Source organism: Luteibacter sp., from assembly GCF_035539195.1.
GTDB lineage: Bacteria > Pseudomonadota > Gammaproteobacteria > Xanthomonadales > Rhodanobacteraceae > Luteibacter.
Genome location: NZ_DATLIW010000037.1, coordinates 36,258 through 58,410, shown reverse-complemented (window position 1 = coordinate 58,410; position 22,153 = coordinate 36,258). Strand labels below are relative to the sequence as shown.

The 22,153-nt window shown below is 66.9% G+C and carries 16 protein-coding genes; 10 read left to right on the top strand and 6 right to left on the bottom strand.

The features are described 5' to 3' along the window. Positions 1–109 precede the first annotated feature (109 nt). Positions 110–2,035: an ATP-dependent DNA helicase gene (locus VM621_RS15485; RefSeq protein WP_325469860.1), complete on the bottom strand. Its 1,926-nt coding sequence runs from the start codon at positions 2,033–2,035 to the stop codon at positions 110–112. Between the two features lie 79 nt (positions 2,036–2,114). Here VM621_RS15485 and VM621_RS15480 point away from each other — a divergent pair, with 79 nt between their 5' ends. Then, positions 2,115–4,874, top strand: coding sequence for a valine--tRNA ligase (locus tag VM621_RS15480; protein WP_325469859.1), 2,760 nt, complete (start codon positions 2,115–2,117; stop codon positions 4,872–4,874). 495 nt (positions 4,875–5,369) lie between these two features. On the opposite strand, the gene VM621_RS15475 is transcribed toward VM621_RS15480, so the two are convergent. Further along, positions 5,370–5,792, bottom strand: coding sequence for a DNA polymerase III subunit chi (locus tag VM621_RS15475; RefSeq protein WP_325469858.1), 423 nt, complete (start codon positions 5,790–5,792; stop codon positions 5,370–5,372). Positions 5,793–5,802: 10 nt separating this feature from the next. After that, positions 5,803–7,293 carry a leucyl aminopeptidase gene (locus tag VM621_RS15470; RefSeq protein WP_325469857.1) on the bottom strand — a complete coding sequence of 497 codons (1,491 nt, stop codon included), beginning with the start codon at positions 7,291–7,293 and terminating at the stop codon, positions 5,803–5,805. 97 nt (positions 7,294–7,390) lie between these two features. On the opposite strand from VM621_RS15470, the gene lptF reads away from it, so the two are divergent. Both lptF and lptG read left to right on the top strand, forming a co-directional pair. Further along, positions 7,391–8,494 (top strand): LPS export ABC transporter permease LptF, encoded by a 1,104-nt coding sequence (gene lptF / locus VM621_RS15465; protein WP_325469856.1) that lies wholly within the window; start codon positions 7,391–7,393, stop codon positions 8,492–8,494. Then, positions 8,494–9,588 carry an LPS export ABC transporter permease LptG gene (lptG, locus tag VM621_RS15460; RefSeq protein WP_325469855.1) on the top strand — a complete coding sequence of 365 codons (1,095 nt, stop codon included), beginning with the start codon at positions 8,494–8,496 and terminating at the stop codon, positions 9,586–9,588. The genes lptF and lptG overlap by 1 nt, the downstream gene beginning before the upstream one ends. On the opposite strand, the gene VM621_RS15455 is transcribed toward lptG, so the two are convergent. Continuing rightward, positions 9,572–13,060, bottom strand: coding sequence for a hybrid sensor histidine kinase/response regulator (locus tag VM621_RS15455; protein WP_325469854.1), 3,489 nt, complete (start codon positions 13,058–13,060; stop codon positions 9,572–9,574). The two genes, lptG and VM621_RS15455, sit on opposite strands and share 17 nt — an antisense overlap. 150 nt (positions 13,061–13,210) lie before the next feature. Between VM621_RS15455 and VM621_RS15450 the strand changes: the two genes are divergently transcribed. The 5 genes from VM621_RS15450 (at position 13,211) to VM621_RS15430 (ending at position 17,874) form a co-directional block, all read left to right on the top strand. Beyond that, on the top strand, positions 13,211–14,665 hold the full coding sequence (locus VM621_RS15450) for a GTPase (RefSeq protein WP_325469853.1): 1,455 nt from the start codon (positions 13,211–13,213) through the stop codon (positions 14,663–14,665). Between the two features lie 102 nt (positions 14,666–14,767). Further along, positions 14,768–15,394, top strand: coding sequence for a YceI family protein (locus VM621_RS15445; protein ID WP_325469852.1), 627 nt, complete (start codon positions 14,768–14,770; stop codon positions 15,392–15,394). Beyond that, on the top strand, positions 15,378–15,962 hold the full coding sequence (locus tag VM621_RS15440) for a cytochrome b (protein ID WP_325469851.1): 585 nt from the start codon (positions 15,378–15,380) through the stop codon (positions 15,960–15,962). The genes VM621_RS15445 and VM621_RS15440 overlap by 17 nt, the downstream gene beginning before the upstream one ends. Next, the gene (locus VM621_RS15435) at positions 15,959–16,522 is read left to right on the top strand and encodes a YceI family protein (protein WP_325469850.1); all 564 of its coding nucleotides are present in this window, start codon (positions 15,959–15,961) and stop codon (positions 16,520–16,522) included. Before VM621_RS15440 ends, VM621_RS15435 begins: the two co-directional genes overlap by 4 nt. Before the next feature lie 8 nt (positions 16,523–16,530). Next, positions 16,531–17,874: a GTP-binding protein gene (locus VM621_RS15430; RefSeq protein WP_325469849.1), complete on the top strand. Its 1,344-nt coding sequence runs from the start codon at positions 16,531–16,533 to the stop codon at positions 17,872–17,874. 24 nt (positions 17,875–17,898) lie between these two features. Here VM621_RS15430 and VM621_RS15425 read toward each other — a convergent pair whose 3' ends face one another. Then, entirely contained in the window at positions 17,899–18,129 is a 231-nt protein-coding gene (locus tag VM621_RS15425; protein WP_325469848.1) for a glutaredoxin family protein, read from the bottom strand. Positions 18,130–18,203: 74 nt separating this feature from the next. Here VM621_RS15425 and VM621_RS15420 point away from each other — a divergent pair, with 74 nt between their 5' ends. Continuing rightward, positions 18,204–19,586, top strand: coding sequence for an L-serine ammonia-lyase (locus VM621_RS15420; protein WP_325469847.1), 1,383 nt, complete (start codon positions 18,204–18,206; stop codon positions 19,584–19,586). Positions 19,587–19,740: 154 nt separating this feature from the next. On the opposite strand, the gene VM621_RS15415 is transcribed toward VM621_RS15420, so the two are convergent. After that, complete coding sequence (locus VM621_RS15415) at positions 19,741–20,121, bottom strand: hypothetical protein (protein ID WP_325469846.1); 381 nt, start codon at positions 20,119–20,121, stop codon at positions 19,741–19,743. A gap of 160 nt (positions 20,122–20,281) precedes the next feature. Here VM621_RS15415 and VM621_RS15410 point away from each other — a divergent pair, with 160 nt between their 5' ends. After that, entirely contained in the window at positions 20,282–21,952 is a 1,671-nt protein-coding gene (locus VM621_RS15410; protein ID WP_325469845.1) for an APC family permease, read from the top strand. The last annotated feature ends 201 nt before the right edge of the window (positions 21,953–22,153 follow it).

Sequence of the window (22,153 nt, the reverse complement as noted above, 5' to 3'; positions counted from 1 at the left end):
TCGGTCTCTCCCTTTCTGAGTGTCGGAAAGGATGCTGAGCCCCTCGTGGGTACGCCATCGGTGCCCACCATGGCGAGGCGCGGGCAACGAAGGGCGAAACGGGGCCGGTTCAGGCTTCGGGAGACACCGGGGCGAAGAACGCGGTGACGTCGGCGAGCTCGCGTGTGCGCGGCATCGGCGGCAGGCTGGCGAGGAACAACCGCCCGTAACCCTTCGTGCTGAGCCGGGGATCGCACAGCACCAGCACGCCGCGATCGTGCACGTCGCGAATCAATCGCCCGGCGCCCTGCTTCAACGCGATAACCGCCGTCGGCACCTGCCAGCCCATGAACGGATTGATGCCGGCTTCCTCGAGCGCCTCGAGCCGGGCCTGCAGGACCGGGTCGTCCGGCATGGCGAAGGGCAGCTTGTCGATGACGACGACGCTGAGGGCTTCGCCGGCCACGTCCACGCCTTCCCAGAAACTCGCCGCACCGAGCAGGACCCCTCGGCCACTGGCGCGGAATTCCTCGAGCAGGCGATGACGCGGCGCGGTGCCCTGGACAAACAAGGGCCACGGCACACGACCCTCCAGCAGCTCCGCCGCACGGCGCAACGCACGGTGCGAGGTGAACAGCAGGAACGCACGGCCATCGGATGCATCCAGCACAGGGCGAATGGCCGCGACGACACGGTCGGTGTAATCGCGTGCGGCCGGATCCGGGAGATCCTTCGGCAGGTAGGCAAGCGCCTGGCGTTGGTAATCGAACGGGCTCTCGACATGCAGCGTCTGCGGATCCTCGATACCCAGCTGGCGGGCGAAGTGCGTGAAGTCGCCGGCGATCGACAAGGTGGCCGAGGTGTGGATCCACGCGGCGTCCGTCGCCATGCGCATCGCCCGCAACGGTGTGGCGAGATCCAGCGGCGTGGCGTGCAGGGCGAATCCGCGCGGCCAGGTTTCATACCAGCGCACGTCGGACGCCGAATGCTCCTCGGCAATGCGGTCCAGTCGCAAGCTGAGCATCTGGGCGCGCTCGAACACGTTGGCCAATCCGCGTGAGCGCTCGCCCAGCGAGGACAGCAGATCGGCGAGCGCGGCCATCACCTCGCGTAGCTCGCCAAGGAGGTCGTGCACCCCTTCGTCGCGGTCGAGCGCACCGAAGGGCCCGCGTGAGGGAAGCGGATCCATGGCCAGGCGCAGGCGCTTGACCAGGTCCTGCACCACCTCGACCGGTTCGAGCAACTGGCTTGTCGCGCCGGTGACGCCCTGCGCTTCGGCGAGCGCATCGTGGGCGAGATCGACCATCTGCCGCGCACTGACACTCTGCGAGAAGAACTGGCCGGCCAGCTCGGGAATCTGGTGCGCCTCGTCCAGGATGAAGGCATCCGCGCCCGGCAGGATCTCGCCGAAGCCCTCCTGCTTCAGGGCCAGGTCGGCCATCAGCAGGTGATGGTTGACCACGACGATATCGGCCTCCATCGCTTCCCGGCGTGCCTTGACCACATGGCAGTCGTCGAAGAAGGGGCACTCGGTTCCCAGGCAATTCTCAGGCGTGGACGTGACGCGCGGCCACACCGGGGAATCCTCCGGGATGTCGATCATTTCCATGCGGTCGCCGCGACGCGTACGCGCCGACCAGGCCCGGATCGCCGAGAGCTGGCTGGCCAGCTGGCGATCGGGGTTGCCCTCGCGAACCGCCTGGTCGAGCCGGTACAGGCACAGGTAATTGGCCCGGCCCTTGAGCAGGCTCGTCTTGGCCCGGCTACCCAGGACCGCGTGCACGCGCGGCAGGTCGCGGAAGAACAGTTGGTCCTGCAAGGCCTTGGTGCCCGTGGAAACAATGACCTTGCGCCCCGACATCAAGGCAGGAACCAGGTAGGCGAAGGTCTTGCCTGTGCCGGTCCCGGCCTCGGCAATCAGTACATCGCGATCGTCGATGGCCGTGGCCACCGCGCCGGCCATGCGCTCCTGCGCCTCGCGGGGCGCGAAACCGGGTACTTCACGGGCGAACGGGCCCTCCGCGCCGAGGATCGCGGCCACATCGGATGCAGTCATCCCTCAAGTATCGCCTACAATGGCGGTCTTTTCGTCTTCCAAAGCGCGCCCCTACGCGGCGCGAGCCGAGAGCCCACGCATGGATAAGAGTTTCGAGCCCAGCCAGATCGAGTCGAAGTGGTACGCCCGGTGGGAGTCCAACGGCTACTTCAAGCCGTCGGGCAAGGGCACGCCCTACACGATCATGCTGCCGCCTCCCAATGTGACGGGCACGCTGCACATGGGCCACGCGTTCCAGCACACCATCATGGACACCCTGGTCCGTTACCACCGCATGCGTGGCTACGACACCCTGTGGCAACTGGGCACCGACCACGCCGGCATCGCCACCGAAATGGTCGTGACCCGCCAGCTCAACGCCGAAGGCAAGCAGCGCTCTGATTTCGACCGCGAGGCCTTTATCAGCCGCGTGTGGGAATGGAAGGCCGAGTCCGGCGACACCATCGGCCGCCAGATGCGCCGCATGGGCGTCTCGGGCGACTGGAGCCGCGAAGTCTTCACCATGGACCCCGGCCCGTCGAAGGCCGTCGTCGAGACCTTCGTTCGCCTGCACGAGGAAGGCCTGATCTATCGCGGCCAGAAGCTGGTCAACTGGGACCCGGTGCTGAAGACCGCCATCTCCGACCTCGAAGTGGTCAGCGAGGAGGAAGACGGGTCCATGTGGTCGATCCGCTACCCGCTGGCCGATGGCTCGGGGGACCTGATCGTCGCCACCACGCGCCCGGAAACCATGCTGGGCGATGTCGCCGTCGCCGTGCACCCGGAAGACGAGCGTTACGCGCACTTGATCGGCAAGATGCTGAACCTGCCGCTGTCCGATCGCCAGATCCCGATCGTCGGCGACGACTACGTCGAGAAGGACTTCGGCACCGGCTGCGTGAAGATCACCCCGGCACACGACTTCAACGACTACGCCATCGGCCAGCGCCACAACCTGCCGATGATCAACATCCTCACCGACGACGCGAAGATCAACGACGCGGCGCCGGAAACCTACCGCGGCATGGACCGTTACGTCGCGCGTAAGGCCGTGCTCGCCGATCTCGAAGCCGCCGGACTGCTGGTCGAGACGAAGAAGCACAAGCTGCAGGTGCCGCGTGGCGACCGTACCGGCCAGGTCATCGAGCCCTACCTCACGTGGCAGTGGTTCGTGAAAATGGACACGCTGGCCGCGCGCGGCATGGAACTGGTCGAACAGGGCCAGGTGAAGTTCGTCCCTGAGAACTGGATCAACACCTATCGCCACTGGCTGGGCAACATCCAGGACTGGTGCATCAGCCGCCAGCTCACCTGGGGTCACCAGATCCCGGCGTGGTACACGGCGGACGGCAGCATCATCGTTGCCCGGGACGAGACCGAGGCGCAGGCGAAAGCGGCGGCGCTTGGTTTTACCGGCATGCTGCGTCGCGACCACGACGTGCTCGAGACCTGGTTCTCGTCGTCGCTGTGGAGCCACTCCACGCTCGGCTGGCCCGACCCGCAGGCGCAGGCCGAGCGCGGCTTCGACCGCTACCTGCCGACCAATGTGCTGGTCACCGGTTTCGACATCATCTTTTTCTGGGTCGCCCGGATGATCATGATGACCGACCACTTCACCGGCGAGGTGCCGTTCAAGGACGTCTATGTCACGGGGCTGATCCGCGACAAGGACGGCCAGAAGATGTCGAAGTCCAAGGGCAACGTGCTCGACCCGCTCGACCTGATCGACGGCATCACGCTGGACGACCTTCTCGCCAAGCGCACGCGCGGCCTGATGCAGCCGAAGATGGCCGAAAAGATCGAAAAGGCCACACGCAAGGAGTACGCAGAGGGCATCCCCGCCTTCGGCGCCGACGCCTTGCGCTTCACCTTCGCCTCGCTCGCCACGCACGGCCGCGACATCAAGTTCGACCTCGAGCGTGCCGCCGGCTACAAGGCTTTCGTCAACAAGCTCTGGAATGCCTCGCGCTTCGTCCTGATGAACCTCGGCGAGGACGCCAGGCTCGCGCCCACGAAGCCGACGACCGAAGCCGAGCGCTGGATCCTCACCCGCCTGCGCGACACGCTGGCCACGGTGAAGGAACAGCTCGCGGGCTATCGTTTCGATCTCGCCGCGCAGGCGCTGTACGAGTTCACTTGGAACGAGTTCTGCGACTGGTTCCTCGAACTGTCCAAGCCCGCGCTCGGCGGCGACGATGCGGCGGCGGCGGCCTCGACGCGCTACACGCTGGTCCACGTCCTGGAAACCCTGCTGCGCGCATTGCATCCGATCATTCCCTTCGTCACCGAGGAGATCTGGCAGAACGTGCGGCCGGTGCTCGGTATCGAGGGCGAGACGATCATGCTGCGCCCCTATCCGGAGGCGGCCGATATCGAAGGCGACGCCACGGCCACGGCCGAGATCGAATGGGTCAAGGGTGTGCTCACCGGCGTGCGTCGCATCCGCGCCGAGATGAATATCGCGCCGGGCAAGGTCATCCCGCTGCTGTTCGCCGATGGCGATGCCGCCGATCGCGGACGCGCCGGCAAGTTTGCCGCGCAGATCGCCTTCCTCGGCCGCGTGGAAACGCCGGTGTGGGTCGACGGCGAGGAGCCCGCTGCCGCCGTCGGCGTGGTGGGTAGCCTCCGCGTGCTGATTCCATTGGAAGGTCTGATCGACGTAGGCGCGGAGAAGGCCCGCCTGGCCAAGGAAATCGCCCGTATCGAGGGCGAGGTTCGCAAGTGCGAGGCAAAGCTGGGCAACGCCAACTTCGTCGCCAATGCCCCTGCGGAGGTGGTCGAGCAGGAGCGCCAGCGCATCGCCGACTGGACCCACCAGGCGCAGGCCATGCGCGAGCAGGCCCTGAAACTCGGCGGCTGATGTAGGAGCCGCTTAAGCATGTAGGAGCCGCTTCAGCATGTGGGAGCCGCTTAAGCATGTAGGAGCGGCTTCAGCATGTAGGAGCATGTGGGAGCCGCTTCAGCGGCGATAACCAGGTCGCCGTTGACTGACCCGCCGCCGCAATCGCCGGCATAGCCGGCTCCCACATTGGCACAGCCGGCTCCCACACCGGCATAGCCGGCCCCCACAGCGGCCTAGAAGGCTCCCACAAGGCGCTCCCTGTGGGAGCCGCTTCAGCGGCGATAACCAGGTCGCCGTTGACTGACCCGCCGCCGCAATCGCCGGCATAGCCGGCTCCCACACCGGCATAGCCGGCTCCCACACCGGCATAGCCGGCTCCCACACTGGCCTAGCCGGCTCCCACACTGGCTACGCCGGCTCTCACACCGGCCTAGCCGGCTCCCACAAGGTGCTCCCTGTGGGAGCCGACTCATCGGTGAATCAAGGCACCGAGGCCGAAGGCCTCACCTCGCTTCACATGTCGTGCTTGTTTACTTCGAAGCCGCCCTTCTTGTACTCGGTCCACCGGCTGCGCGACCCCTCGCGCTCCGCAGGATCCGCCGCGACCACTTCAAGCACGCGATCGAAGCGCCCCGGCGCGCACACCTCGCGCAGATTGATGACCATGGGGCGGTCCGCCACCTCGACACCGGGCGGCACGATCAGCACCGCCGTGTTCGCGTCGTCGTCGTCGCCGGCGAGCTGGTGCGGAATGAAGCTGTCTTCGTCGAACGACCACAGATATTCGTCGATGGCCTCGGCCTGCTCGAAATCGCGGGTGAGGATCAGGGTCGGCTGCTGGGCTCCGAAGGCGCGCTTGGCCAGCTCGCAGACCAGCAGCAGGGGATCCTCGCGAAACCGCGGTTTGTCGATCAGGTAGAAGTCGGCGCGCGGCATACGGGCGGAATCAGCCGGCGGCGACGCGGTCGAGCAGCCACTGCGTCAGCAGCGGGACCGGGCGACCGGTAGCCATGCCCTTGCGACCCTCGTCCCAGGCCGTGCCGGCGATGTCCAGGTGCGCCCAGCGGCGCCCTTCGGTGAAACGAGCCAGGAAGCAGCCGGCCGTGATGGCGCCGGCGTACTTGCCACCGATGTTGGCCACGTCGGCGAAGCCCGAGTCGAGCTGGCTCTGGTAGTCGTCCCAGAGCGGCAGGCGCCACGCGCGATCGAGCGTGGATTCGCCGGCCGCGAGGAGCTCGGCCGAGAGGGATTCGTCCTTGGTCATCAGGCCGCTGGCGTGCTTGCCGAGGGCGACGACGCAGGCGCCGGTGAGGGTAGCGGCGTCGATCATGGTGTGCGGGTCGAAACGCTTGCCGGTATAGGTCAGCGCGTCGCACAGGATGAGGCGGCCTTCGGCGTCGGTGTTGAGCACCTCGATCGTGATGCCCGACAGGCTGGTAAGGACATCGCCCGGACGGTAGCTGTCACCGTCCGGCATGTTTTCCACGGCCGGTACCACGCAGACCAGGTTGACCGGCAGCTTGAGCCTGACGGCCGCCACGAAGGCGCCGAGCACGCCGGCCGCGCCGCACATGTCGAACTTCATCTCCTCCATGCCCGGGCCGGGCTTGAGGCTGACGCCACCGGTGTCGAACGTGATGCCCTTGCCGACGAAGGCATAGGGACGCTCGCCGTCCTTGCCGCCATGCCATTGCAGGATGACCAGGCGCGGCGCGTTGGCGGAACCCCGGGCCACGGCCAGCAGGGAGCCGAATCCTTCCCGCTCCATGTCGGCGCGATCGAGGGCTTCGAAGGTCACGCCCTCGTTGGCATCGGCGAAGGCCTTGGCCTGGTCGGCGATGTAGTCGGGGTTGCAGATGTTCGGCGGCAGGTTGCCGAGTTCCTTGGCGTAGCGCACGCCCTCGGCGATCGCGCGAGCCTGGGCCAGGCCGGATTCGCCTTCGGCGGGACCGGCGAAGGTCATCGCGGCGAGCTCGGGCTGGGCTTTGTCGCGCGGCTTCACCGTGGCGGTGTACCGGTAGGCGGCGTGGTCCGTGGCCAGGGCGGCCACGCGCAGGCGCCAGGCGGCATCGCGACCGGGTACCTCGACCTCGGGCAGCCAGTTGACCGCTTCGGTCACCGGCAGCCGGCCCACGGCGCGGGCCGCCTCCAGGGTCACCCGCTGGTAGCGCGCGGCATCGAAGGTCTTCTGGGCACCGAGGCCAACGACCAGCACGCGGGCGGCGGCGACCCCGGCCGGATGCAGCAGGGTGACGAGGTTGCCGACCTTGCCGGTGATGTCGCCCGCCTCGACCAGGCGCTTGATCGCTCCGCCGGCGGCGGTATCGATCCGTGCGGCGGCGCTGGTCAGGACACCGTTCTCGTAGACACCGACCACGGCGACCGGGGTCGCGGTGGATTCGGGAGCGTTGGAACCGAGGCTGAACTGAACCGTCATAGCTAACTGTCCTGCAAAAGCCCGCCGGGGCCCGGACAGGCTAGACTTGTGGTTTGCCGGCCAGGACTGACGCGGCACGAACCGCCAATTCTATCAAATGCTCAGCATCCTCGACCGATACTTCCTGCGCGAACTTGCCTACGGTGTCATTGCGACCGCCGTGGTCCTGCTCGTCATCTTCGCGGGCGGCGCCTTCGCCACCGTGCTTCAGAAGGTGGCCAACGGCAGTATCCAGCCCAGCGTCATGTTCGAGGTGCTCGGCCTGCAGATGGTCGACCTGCTCTCCACCCTGCTGCCCATGTCCGTCTTTCTGGGCACGCTGACCGCCCTGGGCCGGATGTACCGCGAGAGCGAGATGCACGTGCTGGCATCGTCGGGCATGGGCCCGCGCGGCCTGCTGCGGCCCGTCACCCTGCTCGCCGTGATCGCGACGATCGTGGTCGGCCTGGTCTCCCTCTGGCTGGGGCCCCTCTCGGCGCGTACCGCCGACACCGTCATCGCGGCGGCGAACAAGTCCGTGATCGCCGCCGGCCTCGACGCCGGACGCTTCACCGAACTCCCGGGTAAGGGCGGCATCATCTTCGTCGACACGCTCAGCCGCGACGGCACGGTGCTGGGCAAGACCTTCATCGCCACCGACCGGGTGGACAGCGACAATCAACCGCAGGTGCGCGTGGTCAATGCCCGCAGCGGCCGCATGTACCAGGAAAGCGACGGCCAGAGCCGTTTCCTCGCCCTGTTCGACGGCTGGCAGTTCGAGATCCCCCTGGGGACGGACAACTGGCGCCGCATGAAGTACGAGCGCAACGACCTCTCGCTGTCGAACATCTCCGATGACGACGACGACACCGATCCGGCCCACGAGTCGACGACGACCGACCTGTTCAGGAAGCCCACGGCCGACGGCCTGGGCGAACTGGTCTCGCGCTTCGCCGCACCGGTCAGCACCCTGGTGCTGATGATGATGGTGCTGCCGATGTCACGGCAGGCGCCACGCGATGCCCGCTACGGCCGCCTGCTGATCGCGGTGCTGGCCTACTTCATCTACGTCATCTGGCAGCTCATCGCCCGTGCCCAGATCATCAAGGGGCACCTGCACACATCGGCCCCGGTCTGGGTCCTCCACGTCGTCGTGTTCGGCGTGGCGGCGTGGTTCTTCTGGCGCCAGAACTCGCCACGCCAAGTGAAGGGAACCGCGTAATGGCACTGACCATCAAGCGGGCCGACCGCCTCATCGGCATGACCGTGCTCGGCACCCTGCTCCTGGTCTGGCTGGTACTCACCGGCTTCGACGCGCTGACCCAGTTCGTGCGCCAGCTTGGCAACATCGGCAAGAACGGCTTCACGCTCTACGACGCCATCGCCTACATCATGCTGACGGTGCCGCGGCGTCTCTACCAGATGTTCAGCAACGCCGCCCTCATCGGCGGACTGCTCGGCCTGGGCAGCCTCGCCGCCACGGGCGAGCTGACGGCATTGCGCGCCGCCGGCATGTCGAAGCTGCGCATCGCCGCCTCGGCGGCCGGCGTCATCGCCATCCTCACCCTCGCCGTGGTGGTGATGGGTGAAACCGCCGGCCCGTATGGCGACCAGCATGCGCAGGCGATCCAGGTGCGCATGCGCTCGAGCAACCTCGGCGCGACGGCCAGCGGCCTATGGGCGCGCGATGGCGGCAAGATCATCAATGCCAAGTCGGCCATCGCGCTACAGCAGGACGATCGCACCACGGTCAAGCTGGTCGACGTGCGCGTGTACACCTTCACCGACGACGGCCAGGTCAAGGAATTCTCGCACGGCGACAGCGCCATCCATGACGGCAACCGCTGGGTGATGTCCAATGTCCGCACGACCACGCTGGACGACAAGGGCACGCATGCCACCCAGTCGGCGACCCAGACCTGGGCCTCGCACCTCAATCCCCATGTCCTCGAGCAATCGGTGATCCATCCCGAGTATCTCTCGATGGCCGATCTGCGCCGGAACATGCGCTACCTCGAGGCCAACGGGCAGAACCCGGGCGCTTATGCGGTCGCCTTCTGGGGACGCGCACTGTTCGCCGTGAACACCCTGATCCTGGTGCTTTGCGCGATGCCGTTCGCCTTCGGCTCGCTGCGTTCGGGCGGGTTCGGCAAACGCCTCTTCCTTGGCGTGATCATGGCCATCGGCTGGTACTTCCTCCAGGGCGCCATGGTCAACTTCGGCACGGTGTACGGCATGCCACCCCTGCTGGCCAACCTGTTGCCGACCAGCCTGCTGGTCGTCGGCGCGCTCACCTACTTCAGGCGATTCGGCTAGGCGGTTCCTGCGCCGGTCTCGCCACCGCTTCGAGCACCGCCTCGAGTTCCTCGCCGCTCATGGGTTTTCGCAGCAGCGCATTCATGCCGGCCGCGCGGGTCGCGTTCGTCTCGTCGCCCGCCGATCGCGCCGTCACCGCCACGATCGGAAGATCGGCGAGTCGCTCCATGCGGCGAATCATGCGCGCCACCTGGAAGCCATCGACCAGCGGGAGATCGAGGTCCAGGAGAAGCACGTCGTAGGCATCGCGCGACACTTCGGCCATCGCCGCGAGACCGTCGCCGACGACCGTCACCCGATGGCCACGTTGGCCGAGCAGACCGGCCATGACGTGGGCGATAACGGGGTCGTCCTCGACCAGGAGCAAGCGTCGTCCCGTGCTTGCCCGTTCCGTCGTCGGCGACACGGCGCACGGACGTCCCTCACAGGCACAGACCCGCAGCGGCAGCGTGACGATGAACGCGGTACCCACACCGGCATGGCTTTCCACCGCGATGTTCCCACCCATGAGCGCGCATAGCTCGTGGCAGATCGCCAGCCCGAGTCCGGTGCCCTGCGAGCGTTGCGGCGAACCACCCTGCTCGAACCGAGAAAAAAGGCGACCACGCAGCTCTTCGGGAATGCCCGGCCCCGTATCGCTCACCGACATCGAGAGGGTTTCGCGGTCGCAGCGCAGGTGCAGGCTCACCGAACCGCTGTCCGTGAACTTCACCGCGTTGTTGACCAGGTTCTGCAGGATCTGGCGCAGGCGGATCGTGTCACCACGGATCGCGAACGGCACATCGGCGTCGATACTCACCGAAAGCGTGAGGCCTTTTTCCCGCGCGTTGCCCGAGGCCAACGCGATCACCTCGTCGGCGAGTGCGTGCACGGCGACACACTCCACCTCGAGGAGCAGGCGACGCGACTCGATCCGGGTGATGTCGAGTGCGTCATTGACCAGACGCAACAGGGTGGTGCCGGAACGACGCACCGCGTCGATGTAACCGCGTTGCGTGGCATCGAGCGAGGTCTGCGCCATCAGCTCGGCCATGCCGAGCACACCGGTCATGGGCGTGCGTATCTCATGACCAAGCGTCGCCATGAATTCGGTTTTCGCGGCATTGGCTTCCTCGGCCAGTCGCTGCTGTTGTTCGGCAAGCCGGAGCCGGAGCGCCTGCCGCACGCGACGCCGTGCGGCGACGATGGTGCCGCCCGCCGCCGCGACCACCAGCACGATGTAGATCGACCACGCCCACCAGCGCAGCCAGGGCGGCGCATCGACGATGATGGTCAGTGGCACCGGCGGACCATCCACCGCGTCGTGTGCCGCGCCGGAGATCACCAGGCGATGCGTGCCGGGGTCGAGCGGACCGAACGTACGTTCACCCATCTTGCCTGTCCGCAACACCGCGCCCATGCCCTCGTGATCGATGGCGAATTCGATGTGGTTCCGTTCGGGATTGACGTACGAGAGCGCACGTGTGCGAACGGTCAGGTCGCGATCGTTCCAGCCGAGGTAAAGCGTGTTGCCGACGATGGGCACCGGGTGCCGGGTGCCCGCGCGTGACGCACTGGCGCCGAGTACCACGATGACCGGTCGGCGGGGGTGATCGCGCTGGTAGTCGGGCCGGAAACCGACCAGTCCTCCCAGCGTCGCGCCATACATCGTGCCGTCCGCCAACAGCACCGTCGTCGCGTTGGTGAACTCGCCGTTGGCCAGGCCGTCCGCCAGGCCGAAAGGACGGAACGTCCCCGGGCCGGGATCGAAACGCCAGACACCGGTCTGCCCGTAGAGCCACAGGCGTCCCATGACATCCTTGCGTACGTTGAGGATGTCCGCCGAGGGAAAGCCCTGTGCGCCGCCGATGCTTCGCTCCAACCGCGCCCGGCTGCCCTCCCATGTGTAGTGTTCCAGCGCAGCGGGCCGGACCACCCAGAAGCCGTCGCCGTCGGGTTCGAAGGCGCTGACCCGGCCCGGCGCCACACCCTCGACGTAGTGCATTTGTCCGGTCACGCGGTCGAAACGGGCCAGTCCCGCCACGCTGGCCTGCCAGAGGACGCCGTCGACCATCTCGATCTGCCGCGTGTCGGCCGCGCCTCGCCGCACCTCGGCGAATCCCATCGGGCTGGCCGTGGCCAGCGTCCGATCCAGTGCGAAGAGGCCCTGACCGACCGCGGCGACGTAGACCGTGCCATCGACCGAGGCCGCCATCGACGTGACGGCATGATCGATCACCTGACGGAACAGCGGGCGCGCGACGTGTCCCGCGGCGATCGACAAGCCTTCCACGGTGCCGGCCAGGAGGCGGCCGTCCGCTGTCTCGAGCAGGCTCTGCACCCGGGCCGCACCCAGCTCGTAGCCGCTGGACGCCCGACCGGTGGCGGGATCGAACCGCCGGATCCAGCCGCGAAAACCACCTACCCACAACTCGTGGTCGCCGTGTGCCGCGGCCGCTGTCACCGCACGTCCCGGAAAGCTCCAGCGATCGGTCGCCACGTGGGCGAAGCGCGTGAAGTCCTCCCAGCCGGGTCCCAGGTAGGCCAGTCCGCCGTCGCTGAGGGCAAACCACAAGCCGTGCTCTCGATCTTCGATCATGTCGCTCACGCTGCGGCCGGGCAGACCGCCGGGTGCGGTCCAGGACTCGGCCACGGCATACGGCCGGCCATGGCGATCGATCATCGACAGCCCATCCAGCGTGGCGATCCACACGATGCCATGGCTGTCGACCAGTGAGCCGCGCACATGCTGCGCCGCGACGCGCGTGTCGCGACGGATGCTGCCGTCGTCCGCAAGACTGTAAAGACCGGCGTCGGTCGCGAAGTGCAATTCCCCGCCGCTGCCGTCGATGCCGATGACCTTCGGCAAGACGCCTCCGACGAACGGGACCGGCGTGACACGACCATCGCCATCGATCACTTCCACGCCTTGCTCGCCGGCCGCCCACACGCGGCCGTCGTCCGCGGCGTAGAGGGCGCGGATGATCGACGAGGACAATCCGCCCGGTCGACCGGAAAGGTGCTCGAAGCCGCTGCCGTCCGGTCGCATCCGGTCGAGCCCGCTCGACGTGCCCACCCAGATCGCCCCGTCCTTCGACTGCGTGACCGCGCGCACATCGTCGTCGGAGAGGCCGTCGCGCCATTGCACGAAGCCACCGGTGGCGGGGTCGTAACGCGCAAGACCGATGTCCGGGCCACCGATCCAGACGCGATCGTCGCGGTCGATATAGAGCGCGGAGAGCTCACCTGCCGGCATCTTGTGGTTTCGCTCGGCGCCGATGCCCGGCACGACGAATTCGACGCCATCGAAGCGGGCCAGGCCCATCGCCGTCGCCACCCAGATGAAGCCGCGGGCATCCTGCGCGACCGCTTTCACCTTGCTGCTGGGCAGGCCTTCGTGCAGCCCGAAGCCGCGAAACTGCGGCGTGGGCACCGGCGGCAGGGGCGTATCGCCCTTGGCAGGAGTGACAACGGCCAGAAAGACCGTCGCCACGAGAATCCATCTCGTGAAGAGCGTGTGGTGCATACGCTTTATCCCTTGTTCGATCCCGATCATGCCATAGCGTCGTCAGGGCATGACAGCCGCATCCCTCCCGACGACCTGTAGGCATGTGCCACGACACTTGCCTCTAGAATGCGAGGCATGTCACGCCGACTTCGTCTCCTGATCGCGGCCATCGGCATCGCCGCCCTTGCCTGGCTGCTCTTCGCGGCGCTGGAGCGCGCCCTTTCCCTGGCGCAGCGCTTCATGAGCCTGCCGACGGGCTTTCGCTGGCTGATCGGCGGCGTCCTCGCGCTGCTCGTCGTCCTCGGCGGGGTCGCGGCCGTCTGGCTCCTGCGTCCGCGCCGGGCGCGTGCACCGATCGTCGCGCCCGATCGCGCCACGCTCGAATCGCGCATCGCCGCCCTGCGCGAATCCGACACCAACGTTGAGGAACTTCGTAACGAACTCGGTGAACTCGACCGCCGCCGGGCTTCCGCGTCCCTCTTCCTCGCCGTGTTCGGCGAGATATCCACGGGGAAGTCCACGCTGATCGCCGCGCTCGTTCCCGGCTCGGCGCCCGCCAGCGATGTACGTGGCGGGACCACGCGTGAGGTCGCTCATTACGAAGGCGACACGCCTGCAGGGGAACGCTGGATCATCGCCGATGTGCCTGGCTCGGCCGAGGCAGACGGCGAACATCACGAGCGGCTGGCCCGGGACGAGGCATTGCGCGCGCACGCCGTGCTCTACGTCTGCGCGGGCGACCTTACCCGGAGCCAGGCCGACGAGTTGCGCTGGCTGGGTGATTTCGGCAAACCGTTGCTGCTCGTCGTGAACAAGGCAGACCAGTGGACCGACGCGGAGCGCGGGCAACTGGTTGCGCGCCTGCGCGAACGGAGCGAAGGCATTCCCGACGCGATCGTCACGGTCAGTGCGGGCGGCGAAGAGCGTTTCACCCGCCTGCTCGCCGACGGATCGCGCGAAGAGGTTCGTCGAACGCGGCGCGCCGACCTGGGCACGCTGACCGATGCACTCCGCCGGCTGCTCGCGCCGGGGGCGTCGGCGCTCGAGGCGCAGCGCGAAAACGCGGTGCTCGCAGGTTTGCACGAACGCACCAGCGATATCGAAGCGACCTGGCGAGCCACGGAAGCCGAGCGCATCGTGCGCCGGTACGCGCGGCGTGCCATCGTCGGGGCCATGGCCGCCGTGGCACCGGGCACCGACCTCGTTATCCAGGGTGCGTTGGCGGTCGGGCTCGTCCGCGCGCTGGCCACCCTGTATGGGGTGAGCGTGAACGAGGTGGAGATCGAAGCGCTCCTGCGCCAAGCCCGGCTGACCCTGCGCACGGGCACGTCGGTGGTTCTCGCTGTCGCCGGCAACGGGCTCAAGGCCTTCCCCGGCCTGGGCACCCTGGGCGGCGGCGTGCTGCATGCCTTTGCCTACGCGCTGGTCTTCGACAGCCTGGGGCGAGCCCTCGCCGCAAGCCTCGCGGAGCGACAGGCGCTGGACCAGGCCGACGCCGGCGCGCGGATGCGCGAGTTGCTTGCCGATGCCGGAACCTCCCGCCTGCGCCGACTCGCCGAGTTGACGGGCGATGCGTTACGGGATCGTTGAGTGAACGATGCGTTCCAATTGAATGGGCTGACAAGCCGCCCTCCGTCGGCCACACTGCCCCTCATTGGCGCCCGACCGCGCCCTCGGAACAGGCCCCTACGCATGCGTCTTGCCGGTTTCTTCCTCCTCGTTGGCCTGGCGCTCGTGCCGGCCGCGGCGAGCGCCGAGGCGCTCAGCTACCGCATCGATCCCGTCCACAGCCAGTTGCTGTTCAACGTCGAGCACAACGGATTCTCCCGGTCGTTCGGACGGCTGCGCATCACCGACGGTACCGTCCGCTTCGATCGCGACGACTGGTCGAAGTCCTCCGTCGACGCCACGATCGATCTCGCCTCGGTCGACATGGGCGACGCCGCCTGGGACAAAGTCGTCCGCGGCAGCGACCTGCTCGATGCCGACCGGGGCCGTACGGCACGCTACGTCAGCGACTCGGTGGAGAAGAAGAGCGACGACGAGGGCGTCGCTCACGGCAGGCTGACCCTGCGTGGCGTCACCCTTCCCCTGGACATCCCCTTCCGGGTCAATCGCGTCGGCAGGACGATCTATGGACTGCATACCGTGGCCGGCTTTTCCGCCCAGGTATCCATCGATCGCACGGCCTATGGCATGACATCCAATCGCAACTCGATCGGCACCGACGTTTCGGTCTGGCTCGAGATCGAAGCGATCCGCGGCGGCGAAAATACAACCACCAACCACAAGGAAAACACCGATGCCCCTGCGCAGTGACCACACCCGCTGGAGCACGGCGGCCAAGACCTTTCACTGGACGATGGCGCTGCTGATTCTCGGCAATGGCGCGTTTGCCTTCTGGATGGACGACCTCAAGCCGTCCCTGCAGAAGATCAACATGTTCGCCCTGCACAAGTCGATCGGTCTGACCGTCCTCGCCCTGTTCCTGCTGCGTGTGCTCTGGCGCGCCATCGACCGGCGGCCGCCCGATGTACCGGCGCCGCGGTGGCAGCACCTCGCCGCGAAGACGGTGCACGGTTTTCTCTATGTGCTGATCGCGGCCATTCCGCTGTCGGGCTGGGCATTCAATTCCGCCCACGGTTTCCCGCTGCAGTATTTCAAGCAGTTCAACCTTCCGGCACTGGTGGATAAGAACCCCGGCCTGTCCGATACGCTGGGCGCGGTCCACGTCTACCTGTTCTGGTTCCTGCTGCTCGTCCTCGTCGCCCATGTCGGCGGCGCGGCCAAGCATCACTTCATCGATCGCGACGACACGCTCCGCCGCATGCTGCCGTTCGGCCGTGCCAAGCGAACTCCCCCCACACCTCCCGGAGACACGCCATGATCCTGACCACCCGCCGCCTGTCGGTTCTTGCCCTCGCGCTCGCCCTGCCCTTCGCCGCGGCCGCCGCGGATTACAAGGTGGGCCCCGGCAGCACGCTCGGTTTCAGCGGCAAGTTCCAGGGCCAGCAGTTCGACGGCACGTTCGGCAAGTTCGATGCCAGCACCCTCAGCTATGACGCCGCGAACCTGGCCACGTCGAAATTCGATGTGACCGTCGACATGTCGACGGCGAAGACCGGCGACGGCGACCGCGACGCGGCACTGCCCGGCCCGGATTTCTTCGATACCAAGAAGTTCGCGACCGCGCATTACGTCACCACCGGTTTCAGCAAGAGTGCCAAGGGCGACATCATCGCCAACGGCAACCTCACGCTTCACGGCGTGACCAGGCCGCTCGCACTCAAGGTCGCCTTTTCGCCGAATGCCGGGGGCGCCCGTCTGTCCGTCACGGGCTCGGTGAAACGCCTCGACTTCGGCGTCGGCAGCGGCGAGTACAAGGACACCTCGACCATTGCCGACGACGTGCTGATCAACGGTTCGCTGAACCTGCTGCCGAAGTAAGCACGGCCGTGGCGGGTTTCCGCGAACGCTTTCGCGGTCTCGCCGACCGCTTCCGCCGCGATGCGCCGCACGCATCCGCGGCGCAAGCGCGCGGAGGGCCCGTGGCGGCAAGCCTGCGCGGGCTGCTGGACGATCCTTCCATTCCGGCTAACGTGCGCGAGGCGATGGCGGCGGATTTCCGCCGCGTGGAAACGATGCTCGACCGCCTCGAGCGCGAAGAACTCCATGTCGCCGTGTTCGGGCGCGTCTCCGCCGGCAAGTCCGCGCTGGGCAATGCCCTGCTCGGTCGCGACGCCTTCGCGGTCGGCGTGCTGCACGGCACGACCACCGAGGCGGACGCCGCCCGACTGGACGAGGCGAGCAGCGCCGGCCTGGTACTGATCGATACGCCGGGCATCAACGAACTCGGCGGCGAAGCCCGCGAGAAGCTCGCTTTCGAGGTCGCCGAGGTCAGCGACCTGATCGTATTCGTCGCCGACGGCGACCTCACCCGCGACGAGCGCGACGCGCTTCGTACGCTGGCGTCGACACGACGTCCCCTCTTGCTCGTGCTGAACAAGGCCGACCGCTATGCCGACGACGAACGCGCAGGTCTGCTCGAACAACTGCGCCAGCACGGCAGCGGTCTCGTTCGCCGCGAAGACGTGATCGCCGTCGCCGCGCGACCGGCGGCACGCGAGGTGATCGGCGTGGACGCGCAGGGTCACGAACGACGGACCTCCGAACACGTGGCTGCCGATGTGGGGGCGTTGAAGTCGCGCCTGCTCGCGATCGCCGAACGGGAAGGCAAGACCTTGTCGGCGATCAACGCCGGCCTGTTCGCCGGGCGGCTTACCGACCAGGTGACCGAACGCGTCGCCGCCACGAGGCGCGATGTGGCCTCCGGGGTCATTCGTCAGTACTGCATCGCCAAATCCGTGGCGGTGGCTCTCAACCCCCTTCCCGTGGCCGACCTGCTGCTCGCGGGCGGACTGGATGCGGCCATGGTCGTGCAGCTGGGCCGGGTGTACGGACTGCCGCTCACGCGCAGCGAATCGGGTCGCCTGGTTGCCGTGATCACCACCCAGCTCGCCGCGCTGATGGGTGCCGTCTGGGGCGTGCAGTTGGTGGCATCCGCCCTGAAAGGTCTCAGCGGCGGGCTCTCCGTGGTCGTCACGGCCGCAGCGCAGGGTGCGCTGGGCTGGTATGCCACCGTATTGATCGGCCGCGCCGCCGAACATTACCTCATCACGGGCAAGTCCTGGGGCGAACAGGGTGCCAAGCGCGCGGTAGCCGATATCGTCGCCAGCCTCGACCGCGATTCCATCCTGCGCGAAGCGCGCGAGGAAATCCTCAAGCGCCTGCGCAAATAGCCCTTGTAGGAGCCCTGCACAGGGCTATCGGTCGCCCACGAACGCCTTCACGCCATCGACATCGAAAGGCCAGTCCAGCTCCGCCCCATCGCCCCGCCGCAGCACCGGCACGCGCGCGCCGTAAGCCGCTTCGAGCAGGTCGTCGTCATCGATCCATTGCGAGGCGAAATCCGGCAGGCGCGCGTCGGCCAGGACAGCCAGCGCCAGGTCGCACAGATGACAGTCGTCTCGCTGGAACAAAGTGAACTCGGACATGCGCGGGTGTATGGGGTGAGTGGCGGGCAGGCGTAGAATAGCCGGCTACTCCCCGTAGCCAACTCCCCTAAGCCATGGCAGTCAGCGTTTTCGACCTCTTCAAGATCGGTATCGGTCCCTCTTCGTCGCATACCGTGGGGCCGATGCGTGCCGGCGCCCGCTTCGCCGAGCACTGGCTGGCCGAAAAGGGCGTGCTCGAGCGGGTCGCGCGCGTGCGCTGCGAACTGTTCGGCTCGCTGGCCATGACCGGCCGCGGACACGGTACCGACAAGGCCGTGCTGCTCGGCTTCGAAGGCGAGTGGCCGGACAAGGTCGACCCGGACGCGATCCCAGCGACACTCGAGCGGATCCGCTCGAGCAAGCGCATTCGCATCCTCGGCCGTCATGAAATCGACTTCGACGAAAAGGCCGACCTGGTCTTCAACAAGCGCCAGAAGCTGCCGTTCCATACCAACGGGATGCGTTTCTCGGCTTACGACGCCGAAGGCAACGAACTGGCCACGCGCGACTACTACTCGGTCGGCGGCGGTTTCGTCGTCAACCCGGACGAAGCGGCCGAAGATCGCATCGTGGCGGACACCAGCGAACAGCCCTTCCCGTTCAGCAGCGGCGACCAGATGCTTAGCCTGTGCGAAGAGCACGGGCTGAGCATCGCGCAGCTGATGATGCGCAACGAAAGCATCTGGCGCTCCGAAGCGGAAACCCGCGCCGGCCTGCTGGTGATCTGGAAGGCCATGCAGGACTGCGTGTCGCGCGGCCTGCGTTCGCCAGGCACGCTTCCGGGCGGCCTGAAGGTCCAGCGTCGCGCGCCGTCGATGGTCGCCGAACTTCGCTCGCAGCCGGAAGCCGGCCTGCGCGATCCACTCACCATCCTCGACTGGGTCAACCTCTACGCCCTGGCGGTCAACGAAGAGAACGCCGCCGGCGGCAGCGTGGTCACGGCGCCGACCAACGGCGCGGCCGGCATCGTCCCCGCGGTCCTGCACTACTACCGGCACTTCTGCCCGAACGCCTCCGAAGAGGGTGTCATTGAGTTTCTCCTCACGGCGGGCGCCATCGGCATCCTCTACAAGGAGAACGCCTCGATCTCCGGTGCCGAGGTCGGCTGCCAGGGTGAAGTCGGCGTGGCGTGCTCGATGGCCGCCGGCGGCCTGACCGCCGCCCTTGGCGGCAGCGTGCGCCAGGTCGAGAATGCCGCCGAGATCGGTATGGAACACAACCTCGGCCTCACCTGCGACCCGATCGGCGGTCTGGTGCAGATTCCCTGCATCGAGCGCAACGCCATGGGCGCGGTCAAGGCGATCAACGCCAGCCGCATGTCGCTCAAGAGCGACGGCAAGCACCATGTGTCGCTGGACAAGGTCATCGCCACCATGCGCGACACCGGCCGCGACATGAAGGACAAGTACAAGGAAACCTCGCGCGGCGGATTAGCCGTCAACGTTATCGAGTGCTGACAACTAACGGCAAAACCGGCTGCTGTGGGAGCCGATTCATCGGCGAATAGTAAATAACCCCGCTGCGCAGCAGCGCTCCTTCAGGTTACTAGCTTCAGCCCCCCCTCGAAGGAAGAGCTCGCCGATGAATCGGCTCCTACCGAGCAAAGGCCAGCTACCGGGTCGGGCACATCCGCGGGAGGCGGTCGACCGTCTCCACGCGGACCGGTTCGTCCTGGCCCCACCAGTTGGCCACCGCCGTGTAGCAGATCCGGAGCTTGCCGCGACGAGTGTCGAAGCGCTGCTTGCTGGTATACGCGAAGCACGAGACCGAGGCGAGATGGCCCAGCTCGCGCATCGTAATGGCGCAGCGCCGCACGGATTCGACCGGGTCCTCGCCAGGGTAGAGAGTGAAGTAGAAACCCTTGGCGGTGCGGTCGTAGGACTCTGAATCGATCAGCCGGCCTTGGTCGTTCCATTGCTCTTCGGCTGCGGCAACGCCGCATACCGAAATCGCAATGAACAACACGCCGCTGGCGACCACCTTCGAACGCATCCGAACCCCTTTATCCCTACCGCGTCGGCCAGTGTATATCGACGCGAGCCCGGTTTGGCGAAGGCGTTCGCTGGCTGACATGCGGGGCCGGGGCTGTCATTATCCCGCCCTTGTGCCGCCATGGGCCGGGTTCCCCCCGTCCCGTCCGACCGGAGTCACCATGTCCCACCACGCTATCCGCCGCGACGTCGGCGCTTTCGCCCTGATGCTGACCGGCCTGGGCTCGATCATCGGCTCAGGCTGGCTGTTCGGCGCCTGGCACGCCGCCCAGCTTGCCGGCCCGGGTGCCGTCTACGCCTGGATCATCGGCGCCGTCATCATCCTGTTCATCGCCCTCACCTATGCGGAACTGGGTGCGATGTTTCCCGAATCCGGCGGCATGGTGCGCTACGGCCACTATTCGCACGGCTCGCTGGTCGGCTTCATCGCCGGCTGGGCCAACTGGATCGCCATCGTCTCGGTCATCCCGGTCGAAGCCGAAGCCTCCGTCCAGTACATGGCCTCGTGGCCGTGGGAATGGGCGCAGTGGACCAAGGGCCTCTACGTAGTGACCGCCGGCCACGGCGAGCTGACGACGCCCGGCCTGGCCATCGCCGCGGTACTGGTCCTGGTCTATTTCTTCCTGAACTTCTGGAGCGTGAAGCTGTTCGCCAAGAGCAATACGGCGATCACCGTGTTCAAGCTCGTCGTTCCGGCGGCCACGGGCATCGCGCTCATCTGCACCAGCTACAACCCGGGCAACTTCCACATCGGCGCCCACGGCGGCGCGCACGCCATCGACATCTCGTCGATCCTCACCGCCGTCGCCATCTCCGGCATCGTTTTCAGCTTCAACGGCTTCCAGAGTCCGGTGAACCTGGCCGGCGAAGCGCGCAATCCCGGCCGCAACGTACCGTTCGCGGTGATCGGCTCGATCCTGCTGGCCACCGTGGTCTACGTGCTGTTGCAGGTGGCCTTTATCGGCGCCGTGCCGCCCGACCAGCTCGGCAAGGGCTGGGCCGGCCTCGAATACGCCTCGCCCTTCGCCCAGCTGGCCACCGCGCTGATGATCAACTGGATGGCGATCCTGCTCTATGCCGACGCCTTCGTCAGCCCCAGCGGTACCGGCGCAACGTACACGGCGACCACCGCGCGCATGATCTACGCCATGGAGCGCAACGGCCAGCTACCGAAGATCTTCGGCCACATCCACCCACGCTTCGGCATCCCGCGCCCGGCCATGTGGCTGAACCTGGTGGTGAGCTTCCTGTTCCTGTTCTTCTTCCGCGGCTGGGGCACGCTGGCGGCGGTGATCTCGGTGGCGACGATCATCTCCTACCTCACCGGCCCGGTCAGCGTCATGACCCTGCGTCGCACGGCGCCGGAAATGAAACGACCGCTGCGCATCCCTGGCCTGCCCCTGCTCGCCGCGCTCGCCTTCATCTTCGCTACCGAACTGCTTTACTGGGCGAAGTGGCCCCTCACCGGCGAGATCATCCTGCTGGTGGTCGTGGCCCTGCCGCTGTATTTCTACTACACCGCCAAGAGTGGCTGGGAAGACTTCCGTCGCCACATGTCCGGTGCGTGGTGGCTGATCGCCTACCTGCCGACGATCGCGCTGGTGTCCTACGCGGGCAGCACCACGTTCGGCGGCCACAACTACATCCCGTATGGATACGACCTCGCCGTAGTGGCCGTGATCGGCGTGGTTTTCTACTTCTGGGGCATCTCCGCCGGCTGGCGTACGCCGATGGTCGAAGCCGCCCGCTTCAACCACGACGAGATGCATGGGGATGACCCGGTGATTCCGCCAAGTGCGGACGAAGCGGCCAGGGCGACTGGCCAGCGTTGAGCAAAATGAAACCGCCCTTCGGGGCGGTTTTTTTGTAAGTCCCCGGGGGCCGAACACCGCCCGTATCGGGCGAGCGGTGCATACACAAGTGTCGCATTTGAGTTCAGTAGGCAAACTCATGAATGCTGCGGTTCACCGCCTCGCATCCTTTGGAGCAAACGCCCGCCGTCGCGCCTCCTCCCAAGCCTCTTGGATCGGCCG

What these genes read in the sequence shown, in the direction of transcription:
- VM621_RS15450 (WP_325469853.1), top strand. Translation starts at nt 13,211, where the DNA reads ATGTCACGCCGACTTCGTCTCCTGATCGCGGCCATCGGCATCGCCGCC.
- VM621_RS15410 (WP_325469845.1), top strand. Translation starts at nt 20,282, where the DNA reads ATGTCCCACCACGCTATCCGCCGCGACGTCGGCGCTTTCGCCCTGATG.
- VM621_RS15475 (WP_325469858.1), bottom strand. Translation starts at nt 5,792, where the DNA reads ATGCCGCGCGCCGACTTCTACCTGATCGACAAACCGCGGTTTCGCGAG.
- VM621_RS15470 (WP_325469857.1), bottom strand. Translation starts at nt 7,293, where the DNA reads ATGACGGTTCAGTTCAGCCTCGGTTCCAACGCTCCCGAATCCACCGCG.
- VM621_RS15445 (WP_325469852.1), top strand. Translation starts at nt 14,768, where the DNA reads ATGCGTCTTGCCGGTTTCTTCCTCCTCGTTGGCCTGGCGCTCGTGCCG.
- VM621_RS15425 (WP_325469848.1), bottom strand. Translation starts at nt 18,129, where the DNA reads ATGTCCGAGTTCACTTTGTTCCAGCGAGACGACTGTCATCTGTGCGAC.
- lptF (WP_325469856.1), top strand. Translation starts at nt 7,391, where the DNA reads ATGCTCAGCATCCTCGACCGATACTTCCTGCGCGAACTTGCCTACGGT.
- VM621_RS15420 (WP_325469847.1), top strand. Translation starts at nt 18,204, where the DNA reads ATGGCAGTCAGCGTTTTCGACCTCTTCAAGATCGGTATCGGTCCCTCT.
- VM621_RS15480 (WP_325469859.1), top strand. Translation starts at nt 2,115, where the DNA reads ATGGATAAGAGTTTCGAGCCCAGCCAGATCGAGTCGAAGTGGTACGCC.
- lptG (WP_325469855.1), top strand. Translation starts at nt 8,494, where the DNA reads ATGGCACTGACCATCAAGCGGGCCGACCGCCTCATCGGCATGACCGTG.
- VM621_RS15440 (WP_325469851.1), top strand. Translation starts at nt 15,378, where the DNA reads ATGCCCCTGCGCAGTGACCACACCCGCTGGAGCACGGCGGCCAAGACC.
- VM621_RS15415 (WP_325469846.1), bottom strand. Translation starts at nt 20,121, where the DNA reads ATGCGTTCGAAGGTGGTCGCCAGCGGCGTGTTGTTCATTGCGATTTCG.
- VM621_RS15435 (WP_325469850.1), top strand. Translation starts at nt 15,959, where the DNA reads ATGATCCTGACCACCCGCCGCCTGTCGGTTCTTGCCCTCGCGCTCGCC.
- VM621_RS15485 (WP_325469860.1), bottom strand. Translation starts at nt 2,035, where the DNA reads ATGACTGCATCCGATGTGGCCGCGATCCTCGGCGCGGAGGGCCCGTTC.